This is a genomic window from Flavobacterium aquariorum, assembly GCF_003254745.1.
GTDB lineage: Bacteria > Bacteroidota > Bacteroidia > Flavobacteriales > Flavobacteriaceae > Flavobacterium > Flavobacterium aquariorum.
Genome location: NZ_QKXH01000010.1, coordinates 56645 through 78884, shown reverse-complemented (window position 1 = coordinate 78884; position 22240 = coordinate 56645). Strand labels below are relative to the sequence as shown.

At 31.7% G+C, this 22240-nt stretch carries 23 protein-coding genes; all 23 read left to right on the top strand.

Going from position 1 to position 22240, the window contains the following annotated elements:
- Positions 1-3: 3 nt before the first annotated feature.
- The 23 genes from DOS84_RS15285 to DOS84_RS15175 all read left to right on the top strand — a co-directional run bounded on the left by DOS84_RS15285 (position 4) and on the right by DOS84_RS15175 (position 22206).
- Positions 4-1101, top strand: a complete 1098-nt coding sequence (locus tag DOS84_RS15285) for a glycosyltransferase WbsX family protein (protein WP_111411068.1) — start codon at positions 4-6, stop codon at positions 1099-1101.
- 4 nt (positions 1102-1105) lie between these two features.
- Positions 1106-2215, top strand: coding sequence for a non-hydrolyzing UDP-N-acetylglucosamine 2-epimerase (gene wecB, locus DOS84_RS15280; RefSeq protein WP_111410992.1), 1110 nt, complete (start codon positions 1106-1108; stop codon positions 2213-2215).
- Positions 2215-3285, top strand: a complete 1071-nt coding sequence (locus DOS84_RS15275; RefSeq protein ID WP_111410991.1) for a glycosyltransferase family protein — start codon at positions 2215-2217, stop codon at positions 3283-3285. Before wecB ends, DOS84_RS15275 begins: the two co-directional genes overlap by 1 nt.
- A gap of 13 nt (positions 3286-3298) precedes the next feature.
- Entirely contained in the window at positions 3299-4327 is a 1029-nt protein-coding gene (locus tag DOS84_RS15270; protein WP_111410990.1) for an EpsG family protein, read from the top strand.
- A 49-nt stretch (positions 4328-4376) separates the two neighbouring features.
- Entirely contained in the window at positions 4377-5219 is an 843-nt protein-coding gene (locus tag DOS84_RS15265) for a glycosyltransferase family 2 protein (RefSeq protein ID WP_111410989.1), read from the top strand.
- 60 nt (positions 5220-5279) lie between these two features.
- Positions 5280-5987 carry a glycosyltransferase family 2 protein gene (locus DOS84_RS15260; RefSeq protein ID WP_111410988.1) on the top strand — a complete coding sequence of 236 codons (708 nt, stop codon included), beginning with the start codon at positions 5280-5282 and terminating at the stop codon, positions 5985-5987.
- A 9-nt stretch (positions 5988-5996) separates the two neighbouring features.
- The gene (locus DOS84_RS15255; protein WP_111410987.1) at positions 5997-6743 is read left to right on the top strand and encodes a glycosyltransferase family 2 protein; all 747 of its coding nucleotides are present in this window, start codon (positions 5997-5999) and stop codon (positions 6741-6743) included.
- A gap of 21 nt (positions 6744-6764) precedes the next feature.
- Complete coding sequence (locus tag DOS84_RS15250; protein ID WP_111410986.1) at positions 6765-7664, top strand: NAD-dependent epimerase/dehydratase family protein; 900 nt, start codon at positions 6765-6767, stop codon at positions 7662-7664.
- Between the two features lie 75 nt (positions 7665-7739).
- Complete coding sequence (gene gmd / locus DOS84_RS15245; protein ID WP_111410985.1) at positions 7740-8852, top strand: GDP-mannose 4,6-dehydratase; 1113 nt, start codon at positions 7740-7742, stop codon at positions 8850-8852.
- 95 nt (positions 8853-8947) lie between these two features.
- On the top strand, positions 8948-9880 hold the full coding sequence (locus tag DOS84_RS15240) for a GDP-L-fucose synthase family protein (protein ID WP_111410984.1): 933 nt from the start codon (positions 8948-8950) through the stop codon (positions 9878-9880).
- Positions 9881-9982: 102 nt separating this feature from the next.
- The gene (locus DOS84_RS15235) at positions 9983-10417 is read left to right on the top strand and encodes a dTDP-4-dehydrorhamnose 3,5-epimerase family protein (protein ID WP_111410983.1); all 435 of its coding nucleotides are present in this window, start codon (positions 9983-9985) and stop codon (positions 10415-10417) included.
- Between the two features lie 66 nt (positions 10418-10483).
- Positions 10484-11032 (top strand): dTDP-4-dehydrorhamnose 3,5-epimerase, encoded by a 549-nt coding sequence (rfbC, locus tag DOS84_RS15230; RefSeq protein WP_111410982.1) that lies wholly within the window; start codon positions 10484-10486, stop codon positions 11030-11032.
- On the top strand, positions 11032-11889 hold the full coding sequence (gene rfbD, locus DOS84_RS15225; RefSeq protein ID WP_111410981.1) for a dTDP-4-dehydrorhamnose reductase: 858 nt from the start codon (positions 11032-11034) through the stop codon (positions 11887-11889). The genes rfbC and rfbD overlap by 1 nt, the downstream gene beginning before the upstream one ends.
- A gap of 182 nt (positions 11890-12071) precedes the next feature.
- Complete coding sequence (locus tag DOS84_RS15220; RefSeq protein ID WP_243636384.1) at positions 12072-12371, top strand: endonuclease domain-containing protein; 300 nt, start codon at positions 12072-12074, stop codon at positions 12369-12371.
- Between the two features lie 309 nt (positions 12372-12680).
- On the top strand, positions 12681-13550 hold the full coding sequence (rfbA, locus tag DOS84_RS15215) for a glucose-1-phosphate thymidylyltransferase RfbA (RefSeq protein WP_111410980.1): 870 nt from the start codon (positions 12681-12683) through the stop codon (positions 13548-13550).
- A 91-nt stretch (positions 13551-13641) separates the two neighbouring features.
- Positions 13642-14598 (top strand): MraY family glycosyltransferase, encoded by a 957-nt coding sequence (locus tag DOS84_RS15210; protein ID WP_111410979.1) that lies wholly within the window; start codon positions 13642-13644, stop codon positions 14596-14598.
- A 236-nt stretch (positions 14599-14834) separates the two neighbouring features.
- Entirely contained in the window at positions 14835-15428 is a 594-nt protein-coding gene (locus DOS84_RS15205; RefSeq protein WP_341537936.1) for a sugar transferase, read from the top strand.
- Positions 15429-15631: 203 nt separating this feature from the next.
- Positions 15632-17581: a polysaccharide biosynthesis protein gene (locus tag DOS84_RS15200; RefSeq protein ID WP_111410978.1), complete on the top strand. Its 1950-nt coding sequence runs from the start codon at positions 15632-15634 to the stop codon at positions 17579-17581.
- A 184-nt stretch (positions 17582-17765) separates the two neighbouring features.
- Complete coding sequence (locus DOS84_RS15195; protein ID WP_111410977.1) at positions 17766-18635, top strand: ABC transporter permease; 870 nt, start codon at positions 17766-17768, stop codon at positions 18633-18635.
- A gap of 77 nt (positions 18636-18712) precedes the next feature.
- Positions 18713-19060, top strand: a complete 348-nt coding sequence (locus DOS84_RS15190) for a four helix bundle protein (RefSeq protein ID WP_111410976.1) — start codon at positions 18713-18715, stop codon at positions 19058-19060.
- Positions 19061-19339: 279 nt separating this feature from the next.
- Positions 19340-20596, top strand: a complete 1257-nt coding sequence (locus tag DOS84_RS15185; protein WP_111410975.1) for an ABC transporter ATP-binding protein — start codon at positions 19340-19342, stop codon at positions 20594-20596.
- Positions 20597-20616: 20 nt separating this feature from the next.
- Entirely contained in the window at positions 20617-21333 is a 717-nt protein-coding gene (locus DOS84_RS15180) for a class I SAM-dependent methyltransferase (RefSeq protein WP_111410974.1), read from the top strand.
- Between the two features lie 33 nt (positions 21334-21366).
- Positions 21367-22206, top strand: coding sequence for a glycosyltransferase family 2 protein (locus tag DOS84_RS15175; protein ID WP_111410973.1), 840 nt, complete (start codon positions 21367-21369; stop codon positions 22204-22206).
- The last annotated feature ends 34 nt before the right edge of the window (positions 22207-22240 follow it).

Here is a 22240-nt window from a genome sequence, read left to right as displayed (position 1 = left end):
TTTATGAAGACAAAAGCACGTCTTATCGCATTTTATTTACCACAATATCACCCAATACCTGAAAATAATGAATGGTGGGGTAAAGGATTTACAGAATGGACTAATGTAGGTAAAGCCAAAAAGCTTTTTAAAGGACATAATCAGCCAAAAATTCCCGCTGATTTGGGTTATTATGATTTACGTTTGGCAGAGACTCGTAAAGCACAGGCTGATATGGCTAGAGAGTATGGTGTAGAAGGATTCTGTTACTGGCATTATTGGTTTGGTAATGGGAAAAGATTAATTGAACAGCCGTTTAATGAAGTTGTAAATTCTGGAGAGCCTGACTTTCCTTTTTGTTTAGCATGGGCAAATGATTCATGGATGGCTAAATTGTGGAATAGTGAAGGTACTTGTAAAAAAGAAATATTGCAAGAACAACTTTATTTGGGAGATGAGGATTATAGGGAACATTTTGATGTACTTTTACCTGCTTTTAAAGACAAACGTTATATACGAGTGAATAATAAGCCATTATTTATGATATATAAGCCATTGGAATTTCCTGAGGTTAGTCATTTCATTCAATTATGGCAGAAATGGGCAAAAGAGAATGGACTCGAAGGTATTTATTTTGTTGGACAAACTCCGAACATAAAAAAAAGAGATTTAATATTAGGTAAGGGATTTGATGCTGTAAATGTGGTGCGTTTATTTGAATTTGTACGATATGGCAGGAGTTTCACTAGAAGAGTTGTAGATAAATTAAAAAGAGAAATCTTTTCATTACCATTTATATTTCAATATAAAGATGCTATGAAGGGTTTTGTTGGGAAAGAAGATTCAGAAATAAAGGTTATGCCCTCAATCATTCCAAATTGGGATCATACTCCACGAAGTGGTTTAGGAGGACATGTTTATCTTAATTCAACCCCAGAATTGTTTGGAAAACATGTTGCAGAAGTTTTAGAAAAGATTAAAGATAAACCAGATCAAGAACGTATCGCTTTTATTAAATCATGGAATGAATGGGGCGAAGGTAATTATCTTGAGCCTGATTTAAAGTATGGTTTGGCCCATTTAAAGGAACTAAAAAGGGTTTTGAAAGCATTTGAAAAATAATTTTATGAAAAAAATACTTATAGTTTTTGGGACAAGACCTGAGGCGATAAAGATGGTTCCTTTGGTAAAAGAATTTCAAAAATATCCAGATAAGTTTGATATAAAAGTATGTGTTACGGCTCAACATAGGGAGATGTTAGATCAAGTTTTGAAATTTTTCGAGGTTATTCCTGATTTTGATTTAAATTTAATGCGTCCAGGACAAAACTTATATCAATTGACAGCGGATGTAATACTGGGATTGAAACCTATTCTTGAAAACTTTATGCCCGATTATGTTTTTGTTCATGGAGACACAACAACATCGAGTGCAACTGCTTTAGCCTCGTTTTATGCTGGAACTAAAGTTTGCCATATTGAGGCAGGCTTGAGGACACATAATAAATTATCTCCATTTCCAGAAGAAATGAATAGACAATTAACAGGGAGATTGGCAGACTTGCATTTTGCTCCAACTGAACAAGCCAAAAAAAACTTAATGGATGAAGGAATTGATTCTAATTCTATTTTTGTGACTGGTAATACTGTTATTGATGCACTTTTATTGGCAAAAGATAAAGTTGAGGAAATAAATGATAAACAGATTGATTTTTTAAAATCATTGATTGATAATTCTAAAGAATTAATTGTAGTCACAGGACACCGCAGAGAAAATTTTGGTGACGGATTTATTAATATTTGTAAAGCTCTCAAACAATTAGCATTAGAACAAAATGTCCAAATCGTTTATCCAGTTCATTTAAACCCAAATGTAAAAGGACCAGTACACACTATTTTAGGAGACATTCCAACTATTCATTTGATTGAACCTTTGGCCTATCCAGCTTTTGTTTGGTTAATGAAAAAATCTAAAATTATAATTACAGATAGTGGAGGAGTACAAGAAGAGGCACCTAGTTTAGGAAAACCAGTTTTGGTTATGCGAGATACTACTGAAAGGCCTGAAGCTGTCGCGGCCGGCACTGTAGTTTTAGTGGGAACCAATACTTCAGAAATTGTTAAGCAAACAATGACCTTGTTATCAGATGATAATTTATACGAGAAAATGAGTAAAGCGCATAATCCTTACGGAGATGGACTAGCAAGCTATAATTGTGTTAAAACATTTTTATGATGGAAAGTAAATTATTGATTTTAGCACCATATCCGACGAGTGAAAATAATAAAGATGGGATGATAAGTCGTGTAAAAGCTATTGATACCTTATTCGAAAATATACCACGCACATATTTATATGTTTCATTGAGAAGTTTTATAAAGGCTAAAAAGTATAGTGATGGTATTGTAGAAGTGAATTCTTTAAATCTTCTGATTCATTTCAGAACAATATTGAAGTTAATATATTCCCATCAGCATATTTACTCACACTCAATATATATGTTGACTTTTTTATGGCTGTTTATTTCAAAAAAACAAACATCAATGACTCTCGATCTTCATGGTGTCGTTCCGGAAGAAGAAAAATATTTTGGTAAAACAAAAATTCGAGCTGTATATTATGACTTTATTGAGACACAAATATTTAAACGTCTGACGAATGCAATATGTGTAACTGATGCAATGAAAGCCCATTATCAAAATAAGTATAAATGGTTTACCGGAACGTTTTTAACTTACAGTATTATACCAGATAATTTGCAAATCATTGATAAAGAAACTGTAAAATTTGTAAAAGAACAAAATAATAAAAAAATACATGTAATTTATAGTGGTGGTGCTCAAAGTTGGCAAAACATCGATTTAATGATGCAAATAATTAGAAATAATCAATCTCCAGAAATTTACTATACAATTCTTACTGGAGACAAGAAGATTTTTGAAGATAAAATTAAGAATAATAAAATTAACCCAGAATTAATTACAGTAGTCAGTAGAAATCCCTCTGACTTATGGAAAGATTATATTGCGGCGGATTATGCTTTCATTTTAAGAGATGAAAATATAGTTAATAGAGTAGCTTGTCCTACTAAATTAGTAGAGTATTTGTTCTATGGATTAATCCCGGTTGTATTATCTGAGGAAATAGGTGATTATAAAAAGCTAGGATATGATTATTTTAAAATGGAAATTTTTTCTCAGATAAAGAAACCAATGTCGGTAAATGAGAATAATATCAATATAGCTAAAAAAATAATTAAAGTAAACCAATCTACAAATTTGGCTCAGTTTATATTAAAATCTTGATTTTCTTATTATTATGATTTTATTATTACTTTTTTTATTTTTCATTTTTTCATTAATATCTCTTTTTCCCCCAAAAGAAAAAATTACAAAAAAAATTATTTTCTTATGTTTAGGGTTTTTGTTGATAACCATTGCTGGTTTTAGAGGAGAAGGAGTCGACAGAGATTATAATAATTATATTGAGATGTTTCAGCAACAGGAATTTATTTCAACTGAACCAGCTTTTGTTTTAATTTCTATTTTCATACACTCATATATTGGAGATAATTATGTTTTTTTGTTTGTAATTTTTGCAATATTAGGAGTTACTTTAAAATTAATTGCAATCAAAAAAATAACAGATTTATGGTTTTTATCATTGGTTATTTATTTAAGTAATTTTTTTATCCTTCATGAAATGACACAAATTAGGGTTGGAATTGCATCAGCTTTACTTCTTTTGTGCATAAAACCAATATATGATAGAAACTGGAAGATTTTTTTATTGTTTTCTGCTTTAGCATTTTCGTTCCATTATTCTGCTATTGTAATACTACCCTTATGGTTTTTAGATCAAAAACCAAGAAAACGAGTTTTACTATTATCAGTGCCAATAGCTTATGTGATTTATTTTTTAGGAATAAATATAATAACTAAAATTCCTATACCAATGATACAAAATAAAATTGAAATGTATCAGACGTTGATGGAATTAGGAGATGAAGGTTCAATTTTAATAAATGTTTTTAATTTAGTTTTTATAGCAAAAATTATAATTTTTTATTTTCTATTGTATAAATATGAAATAATTATTCAGAATAATAAATATGCTTCTATAGTAATGAAGATTTATTCTATTTCACTTATATCATATTTAATTTTAGCTGTCATGCCACCACTGGCAACTAGAGTTAGTGAATTGTTTTCAATAGTTGAAATAGTTGCTATTCCATTCGTATTTTATATTTTTGAACCAAAATATTTTTCGCGCTCAATTTTGATTTTTATTGGTGTGTGTCTTTTATTAATTAATTTGTTTTACGTAAAATTAATTACATTTTAAATAAAAGTATAAAATTACTTATAAAAGTATTTACTATAAAATAGATATAATGATTGCAGCTGTCGTTGTTTTGTATAATCCAGAAAAGGGTATTTTAAAAAATATTTGTGCTTATATAGATTTTGTTGATAAAGTTTATATTATAGATAATTCTAGTCTCTCAAATGAAAATTTATTTAAAGAGTTTCCAGTTCTTCATAAGCTAGAATACTTTTTCAATAATGGTAATTTAGGAATCGCTAAAGCACTTAATATTGGATGTCGGTTAGCAATAAAAAGTGGTTTTAAGTGGGTTCTAACAATGGATCAGGATAGTGAGTTTAAGCAGTTGAAAGAAAGTGTAAAAATGGACATACTTAATTGTAAAGACAAGAAAAACGCACTCTATTATCCTAATTATCAAATAGAAGGATTTATTTATGATAAGTATATTAAAGAGAATGGTGAGCCTATTGTGGTAATGACTTCAGGCAATATCATAAATTTAGATGTTTATAATGAATTGAATGGATTTGAAGATAAACTATTTATTGATTATGTAGATATTGATTATTGTTTGAAACTAAAACAGGCAGGGTACAAGATAGTTAATTTACCTGAAGTTATTTTAGCCCATGAATTAGGTAAGTCGAAACATATTTCTTTTTTTAATTTTAAAATAATTGTTACGAATCACTCTAGTTTAAGAAGGTATTATATTACAAGGAATCGATTGTACGTTAGAAATAAGTACAAAAATTTTTCAACTATTTTTAATAATATTGAAAGAAAAGTGTTTATGAATGATATATTGAAAATTATTTTTTTTGAGCAAAATAAATTTTTAAAAATTAAAAGTGTAATTAAAGGATATATTGACTACCGTCACAATAAGTATGGCGTTTATAATTAGAAAGATTTCCAGTCTTAATAAAAAATAAGTATAAAGTAAAACTTTGAATAAATTTTATATATGATATCAGTTTGTATTGCTACTTATAATGGAGAAAAATACATAAAGGAACAGATAGATTCAATTTTAGCTCAACTTTCAGTTTGTGACGAACTTATTATTTCAGATGATAATTCTAATGACAATACTGTCGGTATTATTAAGAAGCTTAATGACACCAGGATTCGTTTTTTTTTAAACAACGAAAAAGGCTATACTAGTAACTTTGAAAATGCTCTTAAACAAGTTAAAGGAGATGTTGTATTTTTAAGTGATCAAGATGATATTTGGGAGGGTAATAAAGTTGAAGTTTGTTTGGAAGAGCTCAAGAACTATGATCTTGTTGTTTCAGATTGTAAAATAATAAATAGTGAAAATGAAATAATTGCAGATTCATACTTTAAGTTGAGGAGTATAAAAAAAACTAGTTTGGGTAATCTTTTTAAATTTAGTTATTTAGGATGTTGTTTAGCTTTTCGATCGGATATATTAAAAAAAGCGCTTCCTTTTCCTGCAAACAGACAATTATGTACTCATGATAATTGGTTGTTTTTAGTTGGGTCTTGTTTTTATAAGCATAAGATTCTAAATAATAAACTCATTCTCTATAGGAGGCATGATGGTAATGCATCAACTGGCGGGTTAATTTCAATGACTTCAATATGCTTCAAAATTAAATATAGAATTTATTTGTCTATTTTTTTAATTAAAAGAGCGTTTATTAATTAAAAGTGTATAATGAAAATATCAATAATAACCGTTGTCTATAACAACGAGAAGACAATACAAGAAGCGATGAAGTCGGTTCTTTTACAAAGCTATAAAAATATTGAGTATGTTATTATAGATGGTGGTTCTAAAGACAATACTGTCAATTTAATCGATGAATTCAAAGACCAACTTGGATATTTTGTTTCCGAAAGGGACAAAGGGCTTTATGATGCTATGAATAAGGGGATTAAGGCTTGTTCAGGAGATGTGATTGGGATATTAAATTCTGACGATTTGTATCAAGATTTGGATGTTCTTGCAGCTGTTATGGAACAATTCAATAATGATCCTGATTTAGACATATTGTATGGAGATTTGGTATATGTGAAAAGTGATGATACCAATAAAGTAGTTCGGAATTGGAAATCAAAAAGCTATTGCAATAATTTTTTTGAGAACGCCAATGTTCCACCGCACCCGTCATTATTTGTTAGAAGTAAAGTTTATAAAGAGGCAGGATTGTTTGATTTACAGTATAAACTGGCGGCAGATTATGAATTAATGTTACGAATGTTTAAAAAGCATAATTTTAAATCTAAATATATTAATAGATTGATAATTAAAATGAGATTAGGGGGGGCTACAAATCAGAGTTTTACAAATATAGTTAACCAAAATAAAGAGATACTTAAAGCATGGAAAAACAATAATTTACAAGCCCCAGTTCATTTAATGCCATTGCGAATATTTAAACGTTTAACTCAATTTATCTAGTTGATTAAAAGTATTCATTAAATGGAAATAATAGTAACGGGAGCCAATGGTTTTTTGGGGAAATATATTGTTAAGGCATTGGTAAATAAGAATAATTTAAAAAGCTTGTCTAGAACTTCGGGAGATTATCAAGTTTCTTTAGAAAATGAAGTTCCTAATTTTGAGCAAAAATTTGATTTAGTTGTTCATGCTGCAGGTAAAGCACACAGTATTCCGAGTACAGCGGAGGAGAAACAACAATTTCACGATGTTAATGTTTTAGGAACACTCAATTTTCTGAAAGGATTTGAGAAAGTGGGATTACCAGAGCAATTTGTTTTTATAAGTTCGATTTCGGTTTACGGTCAGGAGTATGGAATAGAAATAACTGAAGAGTATCAGCTTAAAGCTAAAGATGCTTATGGTTTGAGTAAAATTGAAGCCGAAGTATTGGTAATGGAATGGTGTAAAAAATATAATGTGGTTTGCACTATTTTGCGATTACCATTATTGGTTGGGAAAAATCCTCCAGGTAACTTAGGGGCAATGATAAAGGCAATCGATAAAGGGTATTATTTTAATATTGGAGGAGGTAAAGCCAGAAAGAGTATGGTATTGGCTGAAGATGTTGCCTCCTTTATCCCTAAAGTTGCAGCTATTGGAGGAACGTACAATCTAACTGATGGGATTAATCCTGATTTTAAAGAGTTAAGTAGGGTCATTTCAAAACAGAGAAATAAAAAAATGCCTTTTAATCTACCTTTATTTATTGCAAAGATAATGGGGTATACAGGTGATTTATTGGGAGACAAAGCTCCTATTAATTCTTCAAAAATAAAAAAAATCACTTCCGATTTGACTTTTGATGATTCAAAAGCAAGGGAATTGTTGGGTTGGAATCCTAAATCCGTTTTAGATTACTTGAAAAATAATAATTTATAAGATAGATTTTTAAATTTTTCTTGAATGGTTTAGAATTTAATCAAGAAAAGATATACTAAGAATAAAATCATTAACATGAAAATAGCCCTTATCACAGGAATTACAGGACAAGACGGTTCGTACTTAGCAGAATTATTATTAGAGAAAGGATATATGGTTCATGGTATAAAGAGAAGAGCTTCTTCATTTAATACCCAAAGGATCGATCATATATACCAAGATTTGCATCAAGATCATGTGAATTTTAAGTTGCATTATGGAGATTTAACGGATTCTACTAATATCATTCGAATTATTCAAGAGGTGCAACCAGATGAAATATATAACTTGGGAGCAATGAGTCATGTAAAGGTGTCTTTTGATTCTCCTGAATATGTGGCTAATGTAGATGGTATTGGTACACTTCGTATTTTGGAGGCTGTTCGAATTTTAGGATTGGAAAAGAAGACCCGTATTTATCAGGCCTCTACTTCAGAATTGTATGGTGGTTTGGCTGAAAATAAAAATGAAAAAGGATTGTATGATGAGAATTCTCGTTTTTACCCACGTTCACCTTACGGAGCGGCTAAAATTTACGGTTTCTGGATTACAAAAAATTATCGTGAAGCTTACGGTATGTTTGCTACAAATGGAATTCTTTTTAATCACGAATCGCCTCGTCGAGGAGAAACTTTTGTGACTCGTAAAATTACCATGGCTACTGCTGCTATAGCTTTAGGAGTGCAAGATTGTTTATATTTGGGGAATCTTGATGCCCAACGCGATTGGGGTCATGCCAAAGATTATGTTGAGGCGATGTGGCGTATTTTGCAACAAGATGTTCCAGAGGATTACGTAATTGCTATGGGTGAAACTACCTATGTTCGCGACTTTGTGAGAATGGCATTTGCCGAAGTAGGCATCGAGATTGAATTCAGAGGTGAAGGCGTTGACGAAAAAGGCTATGTGAAGACTTGTACGAATCCAGACTATTCTGTTGAAATAGGAAAGCAAGTTATTGCTGTCGATCCTCAATATTTCCGTCCTACAGAAGTAGATTTGCTTATTGGTGATCCTACAAAATCGAAAACAAAACTAGGGTGGGTGCCTAAGTATGATTTGGCGGGATTGGTGAAAGAAATGATGGCTTGTGATGTGGCAAGAGTTCAGAAAGAAAGAATGTTGAGAGAAGCGGGGTATAAGTGTTAAGAATAAGATTGAGTAATTTTTATTGAATTAGATAGTAGTTATAACCTTTGTTAAAGTTTAAAACTTTGACAAAGGTTATGTAGTATAAAAAAGATATGGACAAACAAGATAAAATATACATTGCAGGTCACAGAGGAATGGTAGGTTCAGCTATTTTAAGAGCGTTGCAAGCTCAGGGGTACAGTAATTTTTTGTTGCGTACTTCGGCAGAATTGGATTTACGTAATCAACAAGCTGTAGTTGATTTTTTTGCACAAGAAAAACCAGACTATGTTTTTTTGGCAGCCGCTAAAGTAGGGGGGATTATTGCTAATAATACTTTTAGAGCTGATTTTATATACGAAAATTTGATGATTCAGAATAATGTGATTCATCAGTCTTATGTCAATCAAGTAAAGAAATTAATGTTCTTGGGTTCTTCTTGCATCTACCCAAAATTGGCTCCACAACCACTAAAAGAAGATTATTTATTGACAGGTCTTTTGGAACCTACGAATGAGCCTTATGCAATAGCCAAAATTGCAGGTGTCAAAATGTGTGATGGGTATAGAAGTCAATACGGTTGTGATTTTATTTCGGTAATGCCAACTAATTTATACGGTCCTAATGACAATTATGATTTGACTAATTCCCATGTGTTGCCAGCGATGCTACGCAAGTTTATCATGGCGAAACGTAAGGGGGATGCATCCGTAACCATTTGGGGAACGGGTAGTCCGAAACGCGAGTTTTTGCATGCCAATGATTTAGCAGAAGCGTGTTTGTTTTTAATGGAAAACTATAATGATTCTGGATTAGTTAATATTGGTATTGGAGATGATATTTCTATATTGGATTTGGCTCATTTGGTAAAAAAAATAGTTGGATTTGAAGGTGAAATTTTAACGGATATCACCAAACCTGATGGCACTCCAAGAAAGTTGATGGATGTTTCCAAACTGAATGATTTAGGCTGGAAAGCAAAAATCACTTTGGAGGAAGGAATTAAGAAAGTATATGAGGAAATTAAGGATAATGAGTGGGAGTAAGAAACAATAATGAAAGTTTAAATTGTTTAAAGTTTGATTGTTATTTAATGATAGAAGTTAAGTAAAAGGAATTTAAATAGGTTGTTTTATTAAAATGAAAATATGTCAAAAGAGAATAAACATCCGCAATTAATTAAGGGAGGAATCCATGCCGATCATAGAGGACAAATTTCCTTTGTAAATGATATGAAATTTAAAACGATTGAAAGGTTTTATATTATCAGCAATTCTGCCGAAAATCCATTAAGAGCATGGCAAGGACATAAAATAGACAACAAATATTTTTATTGCATGCAAGGTGTGATAAGAGTATATTTTGTAAAAGTAGACAACTGGGAATCGCCTTCGAAAAAGCTAAAAGTTGAAAGTGTTGTGCTTAGTGCTAATCAAAGTAATATTCTTCATATTCCTGAAGGCTATGCGAATGCTATTGAATCGTTAGAAAAGGATTCTAAATTAATTTCATTTTCAACTTTACCACTGAGTCGAATTTCAGAAGATGAGGTACGGTTTGAGAATGGGATGTGGGCAATTTAAAGGTTTAAGAGTTTAAAAATTTAAGAATTTTTACTTTTCATTTTTTTTAAAATAAAAAAACACAATATGAAAATAGAAGAAACATTTATAAAAGATTTAGTAGTTGTTGAGCCAACTGTTTTTGGAGACGAAAGAGGTTACTTTTTTGAGTCTTATAGTAAAACAAAATTTGAAGATTTAGGTGTAGATATTGAATTTGTTCAAGATAATCAATCTTTTTCTAAGAAAGGAACTTTGAGAGGCTTACATTATCAGAATCCTCCTTTTGCGCAAACTAAATTAGTTCGCGTTTTGGAAGGAGAAATAATTGACGTTGCTGTAGATTTAAGAAAAGATTCTGCAACTTATGGGAAAGCATTTAGTGTTTTATTATCTGCTGAGAATAAAAAACAATTATTGGTTCCGCAAGGATTTGCCCATGGATTTTCGGTTATTAGCGAAACTGCATCGGTAATGTACAAATGTGATCAATTTTACAATAAAGCTTCTGAGGGTGGAATTAAATATGACGATCCTTCATTGAGCATCGATTGGGGAATGGATTTAAATGAGGCAATCGTTTCAGAAAAGGATCAAATTCTTCCATTTATTGACGAATGTAATAGTTTATTTTAATGAAAAAGATACTAGTTACTGGTGCCAATGGACAATTGGGTTCGGAGTTAAACGTTTTATCAAAAAACTATAACCAATTCGAATGGGTTTTTACAGATAGAGAAGAGTTGGATTTGTGTAATTTAGAGAATTTAGCCTCTGAATTATCCAGAATCAATCCACAATTTATTATTAATTGTGCAGCGCATACCGCTGTAGATAGGGCAGAATCAGAATTTGAATTATCAGATATTCTGAATAACCAATCAGTTACGGTTATAGCGAAATGGAGTGCCAATAACGATTGTAAATTGATTCATATTTCTACTGACTATGTTTTTGATGGTACTGCCGCAACACCCTTGACAGAATCTGCTCTAACAGGTCCGATTAATGTATATGGAAAAACCAAATTATCAGGTGAAATATCTTGTCAACTTGAAAATCCATCTTCAATTATTATAAGAACTTCATGGGTTTATTCTAGTTTTGGTGCTAATTTTGTAAAAACCATGTCACGTTTGATGCAAGAAAGAGATTCTTTGAGTGTAGTTAATGACCAAATAGGAAGTCCAACTTATGCAGCCGATCTGGCTCAAGCCATAATGACTATCATTACTCATGAGCAATGGCAAGCGGGAATCTATCATTTTTCGAATGAAGGAGAAATCAGTTGGTATGAATTTGCGTTGTCGATTCAGGAAATTGGTGGTTTTGATTGTGAAATTAACGGGATTCCATCTTCGGCTTATCCGACACCTGCAAAACGTCCACAATATTCTCTATTGGATAAAACTAAGATAATAAAAGCTTTTGGAGTTGTTGTTCCAGAATATAAGGAGAGCTTGGTGAAGTGTATGGAGTTGTTGAAAGGGTAGTACTCTGTTGTGGGTTATGAGTTGTGGGCTGCAGAATTTCCGTTTTGCCCCAGCCCTAAAGGGAGCCGAAAATAGACAAGTGATTTGTAAAAAAAAAACTTATTTTATATTAAATAAATTGAATAAAAATCAATTTAGTTCAGATGATATGTGGAAAGGTGCTTCGCCAAGAATTTTTGCGAATGCACAAAAAATTACGAGAAAATGCAACTGAAGCAGAGGAATTTCTTTGGTTGGCGTTGAGAGAAAATCAATTGGATGGGTATAAATTTAGAAGACAACATCCATTAAGTATTTACATAGCCGATTTTTATTGTCATAAACTCAAATTGGTTATAGAGATTGATGGTGGTTATCATAAGACCAAAGAGCAGATAATTTTGGATAAAGAGCGAACTGATACTATTGAACTTCAGGGTTTAAAAGTGATTCGATTTACAAATGAAGAGGTATTGTTGAATTTGTCAAATGTCTTAAATTAAATTAAAGAGTTTGCAAAATTGGAATTGTGAATTTACATTTTTTGCCCAATCTTAAAGGGAGTCGAAAAAGGAATAAGCGAATTTCCGTTTTGCCCTGACCCTAAAGGGAACCGGAAATAAACAGATGAGTATAATAAATCCTTGAAATGATAAATGTTCTTATTCATTTTTTGCACCCTTTAGGGTAGGGAGATGAAAAAGGAATAAGCGAATTTCCGTTTTGCCCCAACCCTAAAGGGAACCGGAAATTGACATATTTGTTGTAATGAAAAATGAAATTAAAAATAATCTAAATAACAAGACAATATAATGAAAGGAATAATATTGGCCGGTGGATCTGGTACCCGATTACACCCATTAACATTGGCAATGAGCAAACAAATGATGCCTGTTTATGATAAACCGATGATTTATTATCCGTTATCGACTTTGATGATGGCGGGTATTCATGAAATATTGATTATCTCAACTCCACACGATTTGCCTAATTTCAAGAAATTATTGGGAGACGGATCGGCAATTGGTTGTCAGTTCAGTTATGCTGAACAGGCTATTCCAAATGGTTTGGCTCAGGCGTTTGTGATTGGAGAGGAATTTATAGGTTCGGATTCTGTTGCTTTGGTTTTAGGAGACAATATTTTCTTTGGTGCCAATATGCATGAACTATTGCAATCTAATACCAATCCTGAAGGCGGAGTCGTTTTTGCTTATCATGTTTCAGATCCAGAGCGTTATGGTGTAGTGGAATTTGATAAAAATCTGAAAGCGCTTTCTATCGAAGAAAAGCCTTTGGAGCCTAAATCAAATTATGCAGTTCCCGGATTGTATTTTTATGATAATTCGGTTGTAGAAATTGCCAAAAATATAAAACCAAGCGCCAGAGGTGAATATGAAATTACAGATGTTAACAAAGTATATTTGGAACAAGGCAAATTAAAAGTTGGAATTTTAAGCAGAGGAACTGCCTGGTTGGATACTGGAACTTTTAATAGTTTGATGCAAGCAGGACAATTTGTACAGGTTTTGGAAGAGCGTCAAGGATTGAAAGTGGGTTGTATTGAAGAAATTGCCTGGAGACAAGGTTTTATATCTGAACAACAGTTGAGAGATTTGGCTGAGCCTTTAAAAAAATCTGGTTATGGTGAATATTTGCTGGGGCTCTTAAAGCATAAACTATAGTATTCGTTGGTGTTAGCAGACAACGGACAGCAGAAATAAGTTAGCAGAAAATAAAATAAAAACAGAAGAAAACAACACACATTCTATCAATATGACCTACATACTTTTATTAATTTTATTCATCGGTATTGAATTAATTTATTTCAAGATTGCAGATCATTATAATATTATCGACAAACCAAATAATCGCTCTTCACATACATCCATTACCTTGCGTGGTGGTGGGATTATTTTTCCAATTGCTATTTTAAGTGCTAGTTTGTTGGGATATGTTTCTTGGGCAGTAACAGTTGCAGTGATTTTGGTGGCGGTGGTTAGTTTTATAGATGACATAAAACCTTTGTCACAGTTGCCTAGGTTTGCTTCCCATGCCATTGCTATAACCTTGGTTTTTTATGATTTGAATTTGTTTTCCCAAACAATTTGGCTTTTGCCTATTGTTTTTATTTTGTTGATTGGATGGGTGAATGCGTTCAATTTTATGGACGGTATCAACGGAATCACTGTTTTGTATGCATTTGTTGCCATCTTTACTTTTTCTTTTTTAGACATTAACAAAGGGAGTCTTCCTTTGTTAACCACTATGGGGATGTCCTGTTGTGCCTTTGGAATTTTTAATGTTAGAAAAAAAGCCAAAACATTTGCAGGAGATGTCGGAAGTATCAGTATGGCTTTGTTTTTGGGGTATTTTATGATTAAAACAATTTTGGTTTCAGGGCAAATTGGATACCTACTTTTTTTATCAGTTTATGGCATTGATGCAGTTATTACGATTTTTATCCGTATCAAAAAGAAAGAAAATATTCTTGAACCCCATCGATCACACTTATACCAATATTTAGCAAATGAATTGGGTTATTCTCATATTGTAGTATCGTTATTGTATTCAGGTATTCAATTGTTTATAAATGCTGTGCTAATTTATTTGGAAAGAATAGGAGAATTGTCACTTCCGATTGTTTTCTCTTTTTTATTGTTTCAAATCATGGTTTATTTATGGATTAGAAATAGGGTTCTTCAAAACATTAATTTGGAAAAAATAGCTTAACTCTACAAATAACAGCATTTGTAGAACACATTTCTAAAATATATAAGTCATATAAGTTTAATTTGAATAAAATGAAGTAAAACTAATAGTTCATTTAAGTAAAATTACATAACATTACAAAGAATATTTTTGATTTATATGTTTAAAATCAAATGCTGATTATTTTTGCATATAGCGAAAAAAATTAATGTTTGTAGTAAGTAAAAATGTATTCCTTTGCCTAAAATGCTATTCAATTGAAACCAATTATTAAACGACTTTTCGATATTTCATTTTCGGCTTTTGTGCTTGTCTTCTTTTTATGGTTAATTCTTCTGGCTTGGTTTTTTGCAATGATAGATACTCGCAGTAGTGGTATTTTTACTCAAGAGCGTATAGGTCAATTTGGAAAAGGGTTTAAAATTTACAAATTACGAACTATTAAAATTGTGGCCAATACCGGGAGATTTCAAATTTCCGCAATTGGCAGATTTCTTCGAAATTATAAATTAGATGAGTTACCACAAATGATTAATGTTTTGAAAGGAGAGATGAGTATTGTGGGGCCTAGGCCTGATATTGAAGGCTATTATGATTTATTGGAAGGCGAAAACCGAAAGATTCTCGAATTAAAACCAGGTTTAACAAGCTTGGCTTCTTTGAAATATTATAATGAAGATGAATTATTGGAAAAGCAGGTCCATCCCTTAGAGTATAATGATAAAATTCTTTTCCCCGATAAAGTGAAACTGAGTTTGGAATATTATTATCATCAAAGTTTTTCAGGTGACTTGAAAGTCATCTTTGCTACTTTTAAATTAGTGTTTAACAGATATAAAGCAGAATTGTAAATAATAAGGAAAGCTATTTTTCAGATGAAAAAAAATGTTTGGAGAATAAAAGATAGTAAACTCAAAAACAATTCGTTAATGCTTTGTCTTTTGGTTTTTATCTGTAAATTTTTTTTATGTTCTGTTAATTCATTTTCATACAGATAATATTTTGTATTTTTGTTAACACTCTTCGTTTCTTTAAAAATTTAAATATCGTAAAAATGAATGAAAATTCTCTACATTCTGGATTTTTTTCAAGAGACAATTTAAAATTAAACATTCGTAATTTAAGTTATCTTCCAAGGTGGATTATAGTTATGATTGATTTTTCAGTTTTAATTGTTGCCTTTTTCTTTACTCTACTTATTTTTAGAGGTACAGGTTTGAAATATATCAACACTACGCATGATGTATTGTTTATATGTTCTTTTTTTGGATTTAATATTTTCTTTTTTTGGTTGTTTAGAACCTATTCAGGAATTATCAGACACTCTTCTTACATAGATGCAGTAAAGCTTTTGTTTTCACAAATGGCAGTTTTGGTTGTATTCTTAGTTTTTAATTTCGCCTATGAATTATTGTATAATGAAAGAGTATTCTTGACAACTGCCCTTTTTATTAATGTGGTGCTTTCTTTTTGTGGATTGTTTTTATATCGCGTTGTTGTCAAGCAAACTTTCGAATTGTATCTTTCTGAGAAAAGTGCAACCAAATTAATACGAACCATCATTTATGGGACTGATGCCAATGCTATTTCGGTTGCCAATGCCTTGAAGTTTGAAACTCCAAGCCGTTTTAAAATTGTTGGTTTTGTTGATCGAAACAATCAAAACGCTTCCAAAAGAATGTTGGATTTACCCATATTGGTTCAGAAGAAAAAACTACCTTCCCTAATGCGTTCTGTGGGGGCTGAGGCGGTAATTATGGCCGATAAAAGCTTGGAAAAAGAAGAACAATTGGTTATTGTGGATCAATGCTTAGAATTTAATTATAGAGTTTATACCGTGCCTTTGATTACTGACTGGGAAAATCAGAAGGAGATTTCACAAAAGGTAAAGAATATTCAAATTGAAGATTTATTGGAAAGAAAACCGATAGTCTTGGATAATAAATCCATTTCAAAACAGTTGAAAGATAAAACGGTTTTAATCTCTGGTGCAGCAGGTTCTATAGGAAGTGAAATTGTAAGACAGGTTTTGACATTCAATCCTAAAAGAGTGATTATTTTAGATCAAGCAGAAACACCTTTGCATCATTTAAGTCTTGAATTGGAAAAAATACATTCGAAATCAAAAATTCACAATGTTATTGCCGATGTTAGGAATAAGGAAGCAATGAATAGGGTTTTTAAATTATATAAACCGCAAGTGGTATATCATGCCGCCGCTTATAAGCATGTGCCCTTAATGGAGGAAAATCCATCGCAAGCAATCTTGACCAATATTGAAGGTACTAAGCATTTGGCAGATTTAGCTTGTGAACACGAAGTAACAAAATTTGTAATGGTCTCTACCGACAAGGCTGTTAATCCAAGTAATGTTATGGGGGCCAGCAAAAGAATTGCTGAAAAATATGTACAATCTTTGCAAATAAAAAACCAGAGGGAAAATAAATCTAATGCTACTAAATTTATCACCACCCGTTTTGGAAACGTTTTGGGTTCAAATGGGTCTGTGGTTCCTTTGTTTACCAAACAAATTGCCAATGGCGGCCCTGTTACAATTACCCATCCCGATATTATTCGTTATTTTATGACCATACCAGAAGCCTGTCAGTTGGTTCTAGAAGCTGGGTCTATGGGGAATGGGGGGGAGATTTACATCTTTGACATGGGTAAACCCGTAAGAATTTTAGATTTAGCCAAAAAGATGATAAAATTGGCGGGATTTATTCCTGATAGAGATATTAAGATTGAGATAGTAGGATTACGACCTGGGGAAAAATTATATGAGGAGTTGTTAAATGATACGGCAAAGACAATACCTACTTACCATGAAAAAATCATGATTGCTGAAGAAATTCAAGATGAATTTGAAAATTTGCATGTTGATATTAATGAACTGATAGGAATTGCCAATTTCTTTGACAATGATGATATTGTTGCCAAGATGAAAGTCATTGTTCCAGAGTTTAAGAGTATGAATTCCACTTTTGAAATTTTGGATAAATAAGTATAATAAAAATAAATATAGAAAAGGTTTACAAGGTTGTCCTTGTGAACCTTTTTTGATTACGATTGTTTTTTAGAAGTACTATTATAAGCTAAATGCTCTTTTAAAATTATTACATTTGCCCTCTTTAATATTAAATAAATGGTAATCATAAATTCCAACTTATCATTTTTTACCCAATGTCATGAATACTGAAAATACCACAAATAACGATTGGCTGTTTGAAATAACACCAAAAAATAAATTTTTCTCGCTTAACTTGAAAGAGGTTTGGCAATACCGTGATTTACTATTTTTATTCGTTAAAAGAGATATTGTAACTGTTTATAAACAAACAGTATTAGGGCCACTTTGGTACTTGATTCAGCCCTTGTTTACTTCCATTACTTTTACCATTATTTTTAATACTGTAGCAGGAATAGATACTGGAACAGTACCACCATTTTTGTTTAATTTGGCAGGAATTACCGTTTGGAATTATTTCACTGCCTGCCTTACAGGGACTTCGGATACATTCAGGAGTAATGCCAGTATATTTGGGAAAGTCTATTTTCCCAGGATTATAGTTCCCATTTCTATAGTGATTTCGAATTTATTAAAGTTTGGCATACAATGTGGAATCTTTATTGTTTTTTACCTGTTTTATTATTTTCAAGGAGCTGCAATTAGTTTAAATCCAAGTGTTTTGTTATTCCCCGTATTGATTATAGTAATGGGCGTTTTAGGACTTGGTCTGGGAATGTTTATTTCATCATTAGTAACAAAGTATAGAGATTTTAATCATTTGATAGGTTTTGGTGTGCAGTTGTTAATGTATCTCTCGGCTGTAATGTATCCTATGGCTTTGCTACAAGAAAAAATGCCAAAATACAGTTGGTTAGTGCAATATAATCCTTTGGCGTATATTATAGAAACTGCTCGTTATATGTTGCTTAATGTGGGAGAAATTTCGATTTTGGGATTGGGATATACTTTTTTGGTAACAGTAGGAGTTTTTTTTGTGGGACTATTGATTTTTAATAAGACGGAGAAAAGCTTTATAGATACTGTTTAAGTTGGTTGTGAATAGTGAATAGTGAGAAGTGAATAGTGAGAAGTGAGTTGTGAATTATTAATAGAAAAAAAGGTTGAATGGATCATAAAGAGTTAGATGTTTGGAAAAAAAGCATGGATTTGGTAGAGTCAATTTACACACTTACTCAGCGATTTCCTGATGTTGAAAAATATGGTTTGACAAGTCAAATGAGGAGAGCTGCTGTTTCGATTCCATCTAATATAGCTGAGGGCGCTGCTCGAAAAGGAGATAAAGAATTACTACAGTTTCTGTATATTGCTATTGGTTCGCTTTCGGAATTAGAAACTCAATATCTAATTGCAATACGATTAGCTTTTGTAGAAAAAGAGGTTGCTTTGGAAAAGCAGATGGTCGAAGTGAAAAAGCTTTTATTAGGATTTAAGAATTATATAAGTAAAGTGTAGTTAGGAGTGAGTAGTTAGGAGTGAGTAGTTAGAAGTGAGTAGTGAGAGATGAATAGTGAGGGGTGAATAGTGAGGGGTGAATGGTGAGGGGTGAATGGTGAGGGGTGAATGGTGAGGGGTGAATGGTGAATAGTGAGACGAGAAAAGTAATAGTGGCTCTTGCGGAGTAATAAAGAAACGAGAATTATATTGTATATAAAAAAGAGTAAGGTGAAGCTTAATTGTGAATAGTAAGAAGGCAATCTCTATTCACGATTCACGATTCACGGCTCACTAATTATGAAAGACATTATATTAAAAGCCGAAAATATTTCCAAGCAATACCGCTTGGGGACTGTAGGGACGGGAACTTTGAGTCACGACCTAAACCGTTGGTGGCATCAAGTTCGGGGAAAGGAAGATCCTTATTTAAAAATTGGCGACACCAACGACCGCAGTACCAAAGGAACCAGTGAGTATGTTTGGGCATTGCAAGACATTAATTTTGAGGTTGAGCGAGGAGAAGTTCTTGGAATCATAGGTAAGAATGGAGCGGGGAAATCAACTTTATTGAAAATATTATCTAAGGTTACAGCTCCTACTACAGGAAGCATAAAGTCCCGCGGTCGCATTGCTTCATTGCTTGAAGTGGGAACCGGTTTTAATCCTGAGTTAACCGGTAAAGAAAACATATTTCTGAACGGGGCAATTCTTGGAATGACAAAAAAAGAAATTGCCTCCAAGCTTGATGAAATTGTTGAATTCTCAGGATGTGAACGTTATATAGATACTCCTGTAAAACGCTATAGTAGCGGTATGACGGTTCGTTTGGCTTTTGCCGTAGCTGCTTTTTTAGAGCCAGAAATTTTGGTGATTGATGAGGTATTGGCGGTAGGTGATGCCGAGTTCCAGAAAAAAGCTATCGGGAAAATGCAGGATATCTCCAGAGAAGGAGGTAGAACAGTTTTGTTTGTGAGTCATGATTTAAGTGCAATAAGCACTCTTACAAAAAAAACGATTGTTCTTTCGAATGGTAAAATTGTAGCTTTTGAAGAGACTGATAAGGCAATTTCGTTTTATTCATCAATGCATTCTTTGTCAAATATTTTTATGCAAAAATATTTGGTACAGAAACCAACTGTAACTAAAGTTGAAATTTTAACCTCAGAAGGAGGCACATTACAAGGATGTAATAATCCTTTTACTGTCAATTTTGAAATAACAATGCCAGATGTAGAAATAGAAAATATGGCATTATCTTTTCAAATATTAAATCATTTACAAGTTCCAATTTTATACGATTACATTTTCGATATACATACGAAAATTTGTAGAATAAAAGGAGTCAATTATCTATCGTTTACATATGATAAATTATCTCTTTATAAGGGGAATTATAGTATTATGGTTCATTTGGCTGAAACCAAAACTAAGACAAAATTTCAAGAATTTAATTGTTGCTCATTTGAAGTAGAAATGATAGGTATGAAAGAACCAGAATGGGGATGGCAGAAAAATGTTTGTCAATATTTAGATGAAGGAGGGTGGAAAATATGATGATTGTTAAATAAGAATGTATGATAAAAAATATTGACAAGTATAAAAGGGATTGGTTTATAGATTTAAAATTAGATGTTTTGCCTATTTCTTTTTACATTATAAGAAAGTCTTTGTTAGCAGCTGTTACAGAATTAAGACCTAAATTACATGGTAATGTTCTTGATCTAGCTTGTGGTGTTATGCCGTATAAGGAGTTTCTTAAAAATGATTTGATTGAAGAGTATATAGGTATAGATCTTGAACCAACTGAATATCATAATGATGTAAAACCAGACTATTATTGGGATGGAAATAAAATTCCGCTAGATGATGCTTCAGTTAATTTTGTAATTGCTACAGAACTTTTAGAACATTATTTTGACACCAATCATATTTTGAAGGAAATAAAAAGAGTTTTGAAACCAGGTGGAACTTTCTTTTTTACGGTTCCAAGTGTTTGGCCACTTCATGAAGCGCCTTATGATTATCATAGATTTACACCATTTGCTTTAGATGAATATTTCAAAAAATCCAAATTTAGTTCATGGGAAATAAAGCCCTTAGGAGGATTTCATTATCATCTAGCTTTATCTTTTGCTTTATGGAACGATTATCGATTATCTGGGAAGTATAAAAAAATCATTAAACCATTTTTAAATATGTTTTTAGAGTTTTTGCTAAAGAAAGATAAAAAAAACCTAATTTTTAAAAACGGGGAAATGTATTCAGGACTCTATGGTTTTGTTACCAAATAATTTATTATCACTTTACTTAAAACAAAATAAATTATGAACCCAATTTTATCCATAATCATTCCCTGTTATAATTCTGAAGCTACTTTAGAAACTACTTTGGAGTCAGTTTTAAATCAAGAGTTTCAAGATTGGGAGGTTATAATTGTCAATGATGGTTCAATTGATTCTACAGAAAAAATAGCTTTGAAATGGGTTAATCAAGATAGTAGATTTAAATATTTTGCTAAGGAAAATGAAGGTTTGGGTAAAACCAGAAATTATGGAATAGCAAGGTCAAAAGGAATTTTCATTTTACCTTTAGATTCAGATAATCAATTGATGAAAGACTTTGTTCAAGATGCAATTGATGTTTTTAAAAATAAACCCGAAATAGGTGTTATTTATGGCGATGCAGAATATTTTGGTGAACGAAATGGACTTTGGAAAGTTGATCAATATAATTTTAACAAGATTTTGGCAGGGAATTATATTGACGCCTGTGCAATTTATAGAAAAAAAAATTGGGTTGAGGTTGGAGGCTATGATGAGAATATGCCTTATCAAGGTCACGAAGACTGGGAATTTTGGATAGCTTTAGGAGTTTTAAACGTTGAATTTTATCATTTAAATAAAATTACTTTTAAATATTTTGTTTCAAATAGTTCTATGATACGATCATTTACCGATGAAATGCTAGTTGTGAATCAAAATTATATTGTAAAAAAGTATTCTAAACTATATTTTGATTACTACTCTAGAGCAATCTCAAAGACGAATAAAGTAAATTTTTTTGTTATTAATAAATTAAAAAGCGAAAAATTTGTGATTGATTTATTTTGTAAAACTTTTTTTGGTTTTACAATTTTCAAAAACAAACTGGATGAATTTGAATAGTGTGAAATAATTTATCTTTAGTTTCTGTAATTAT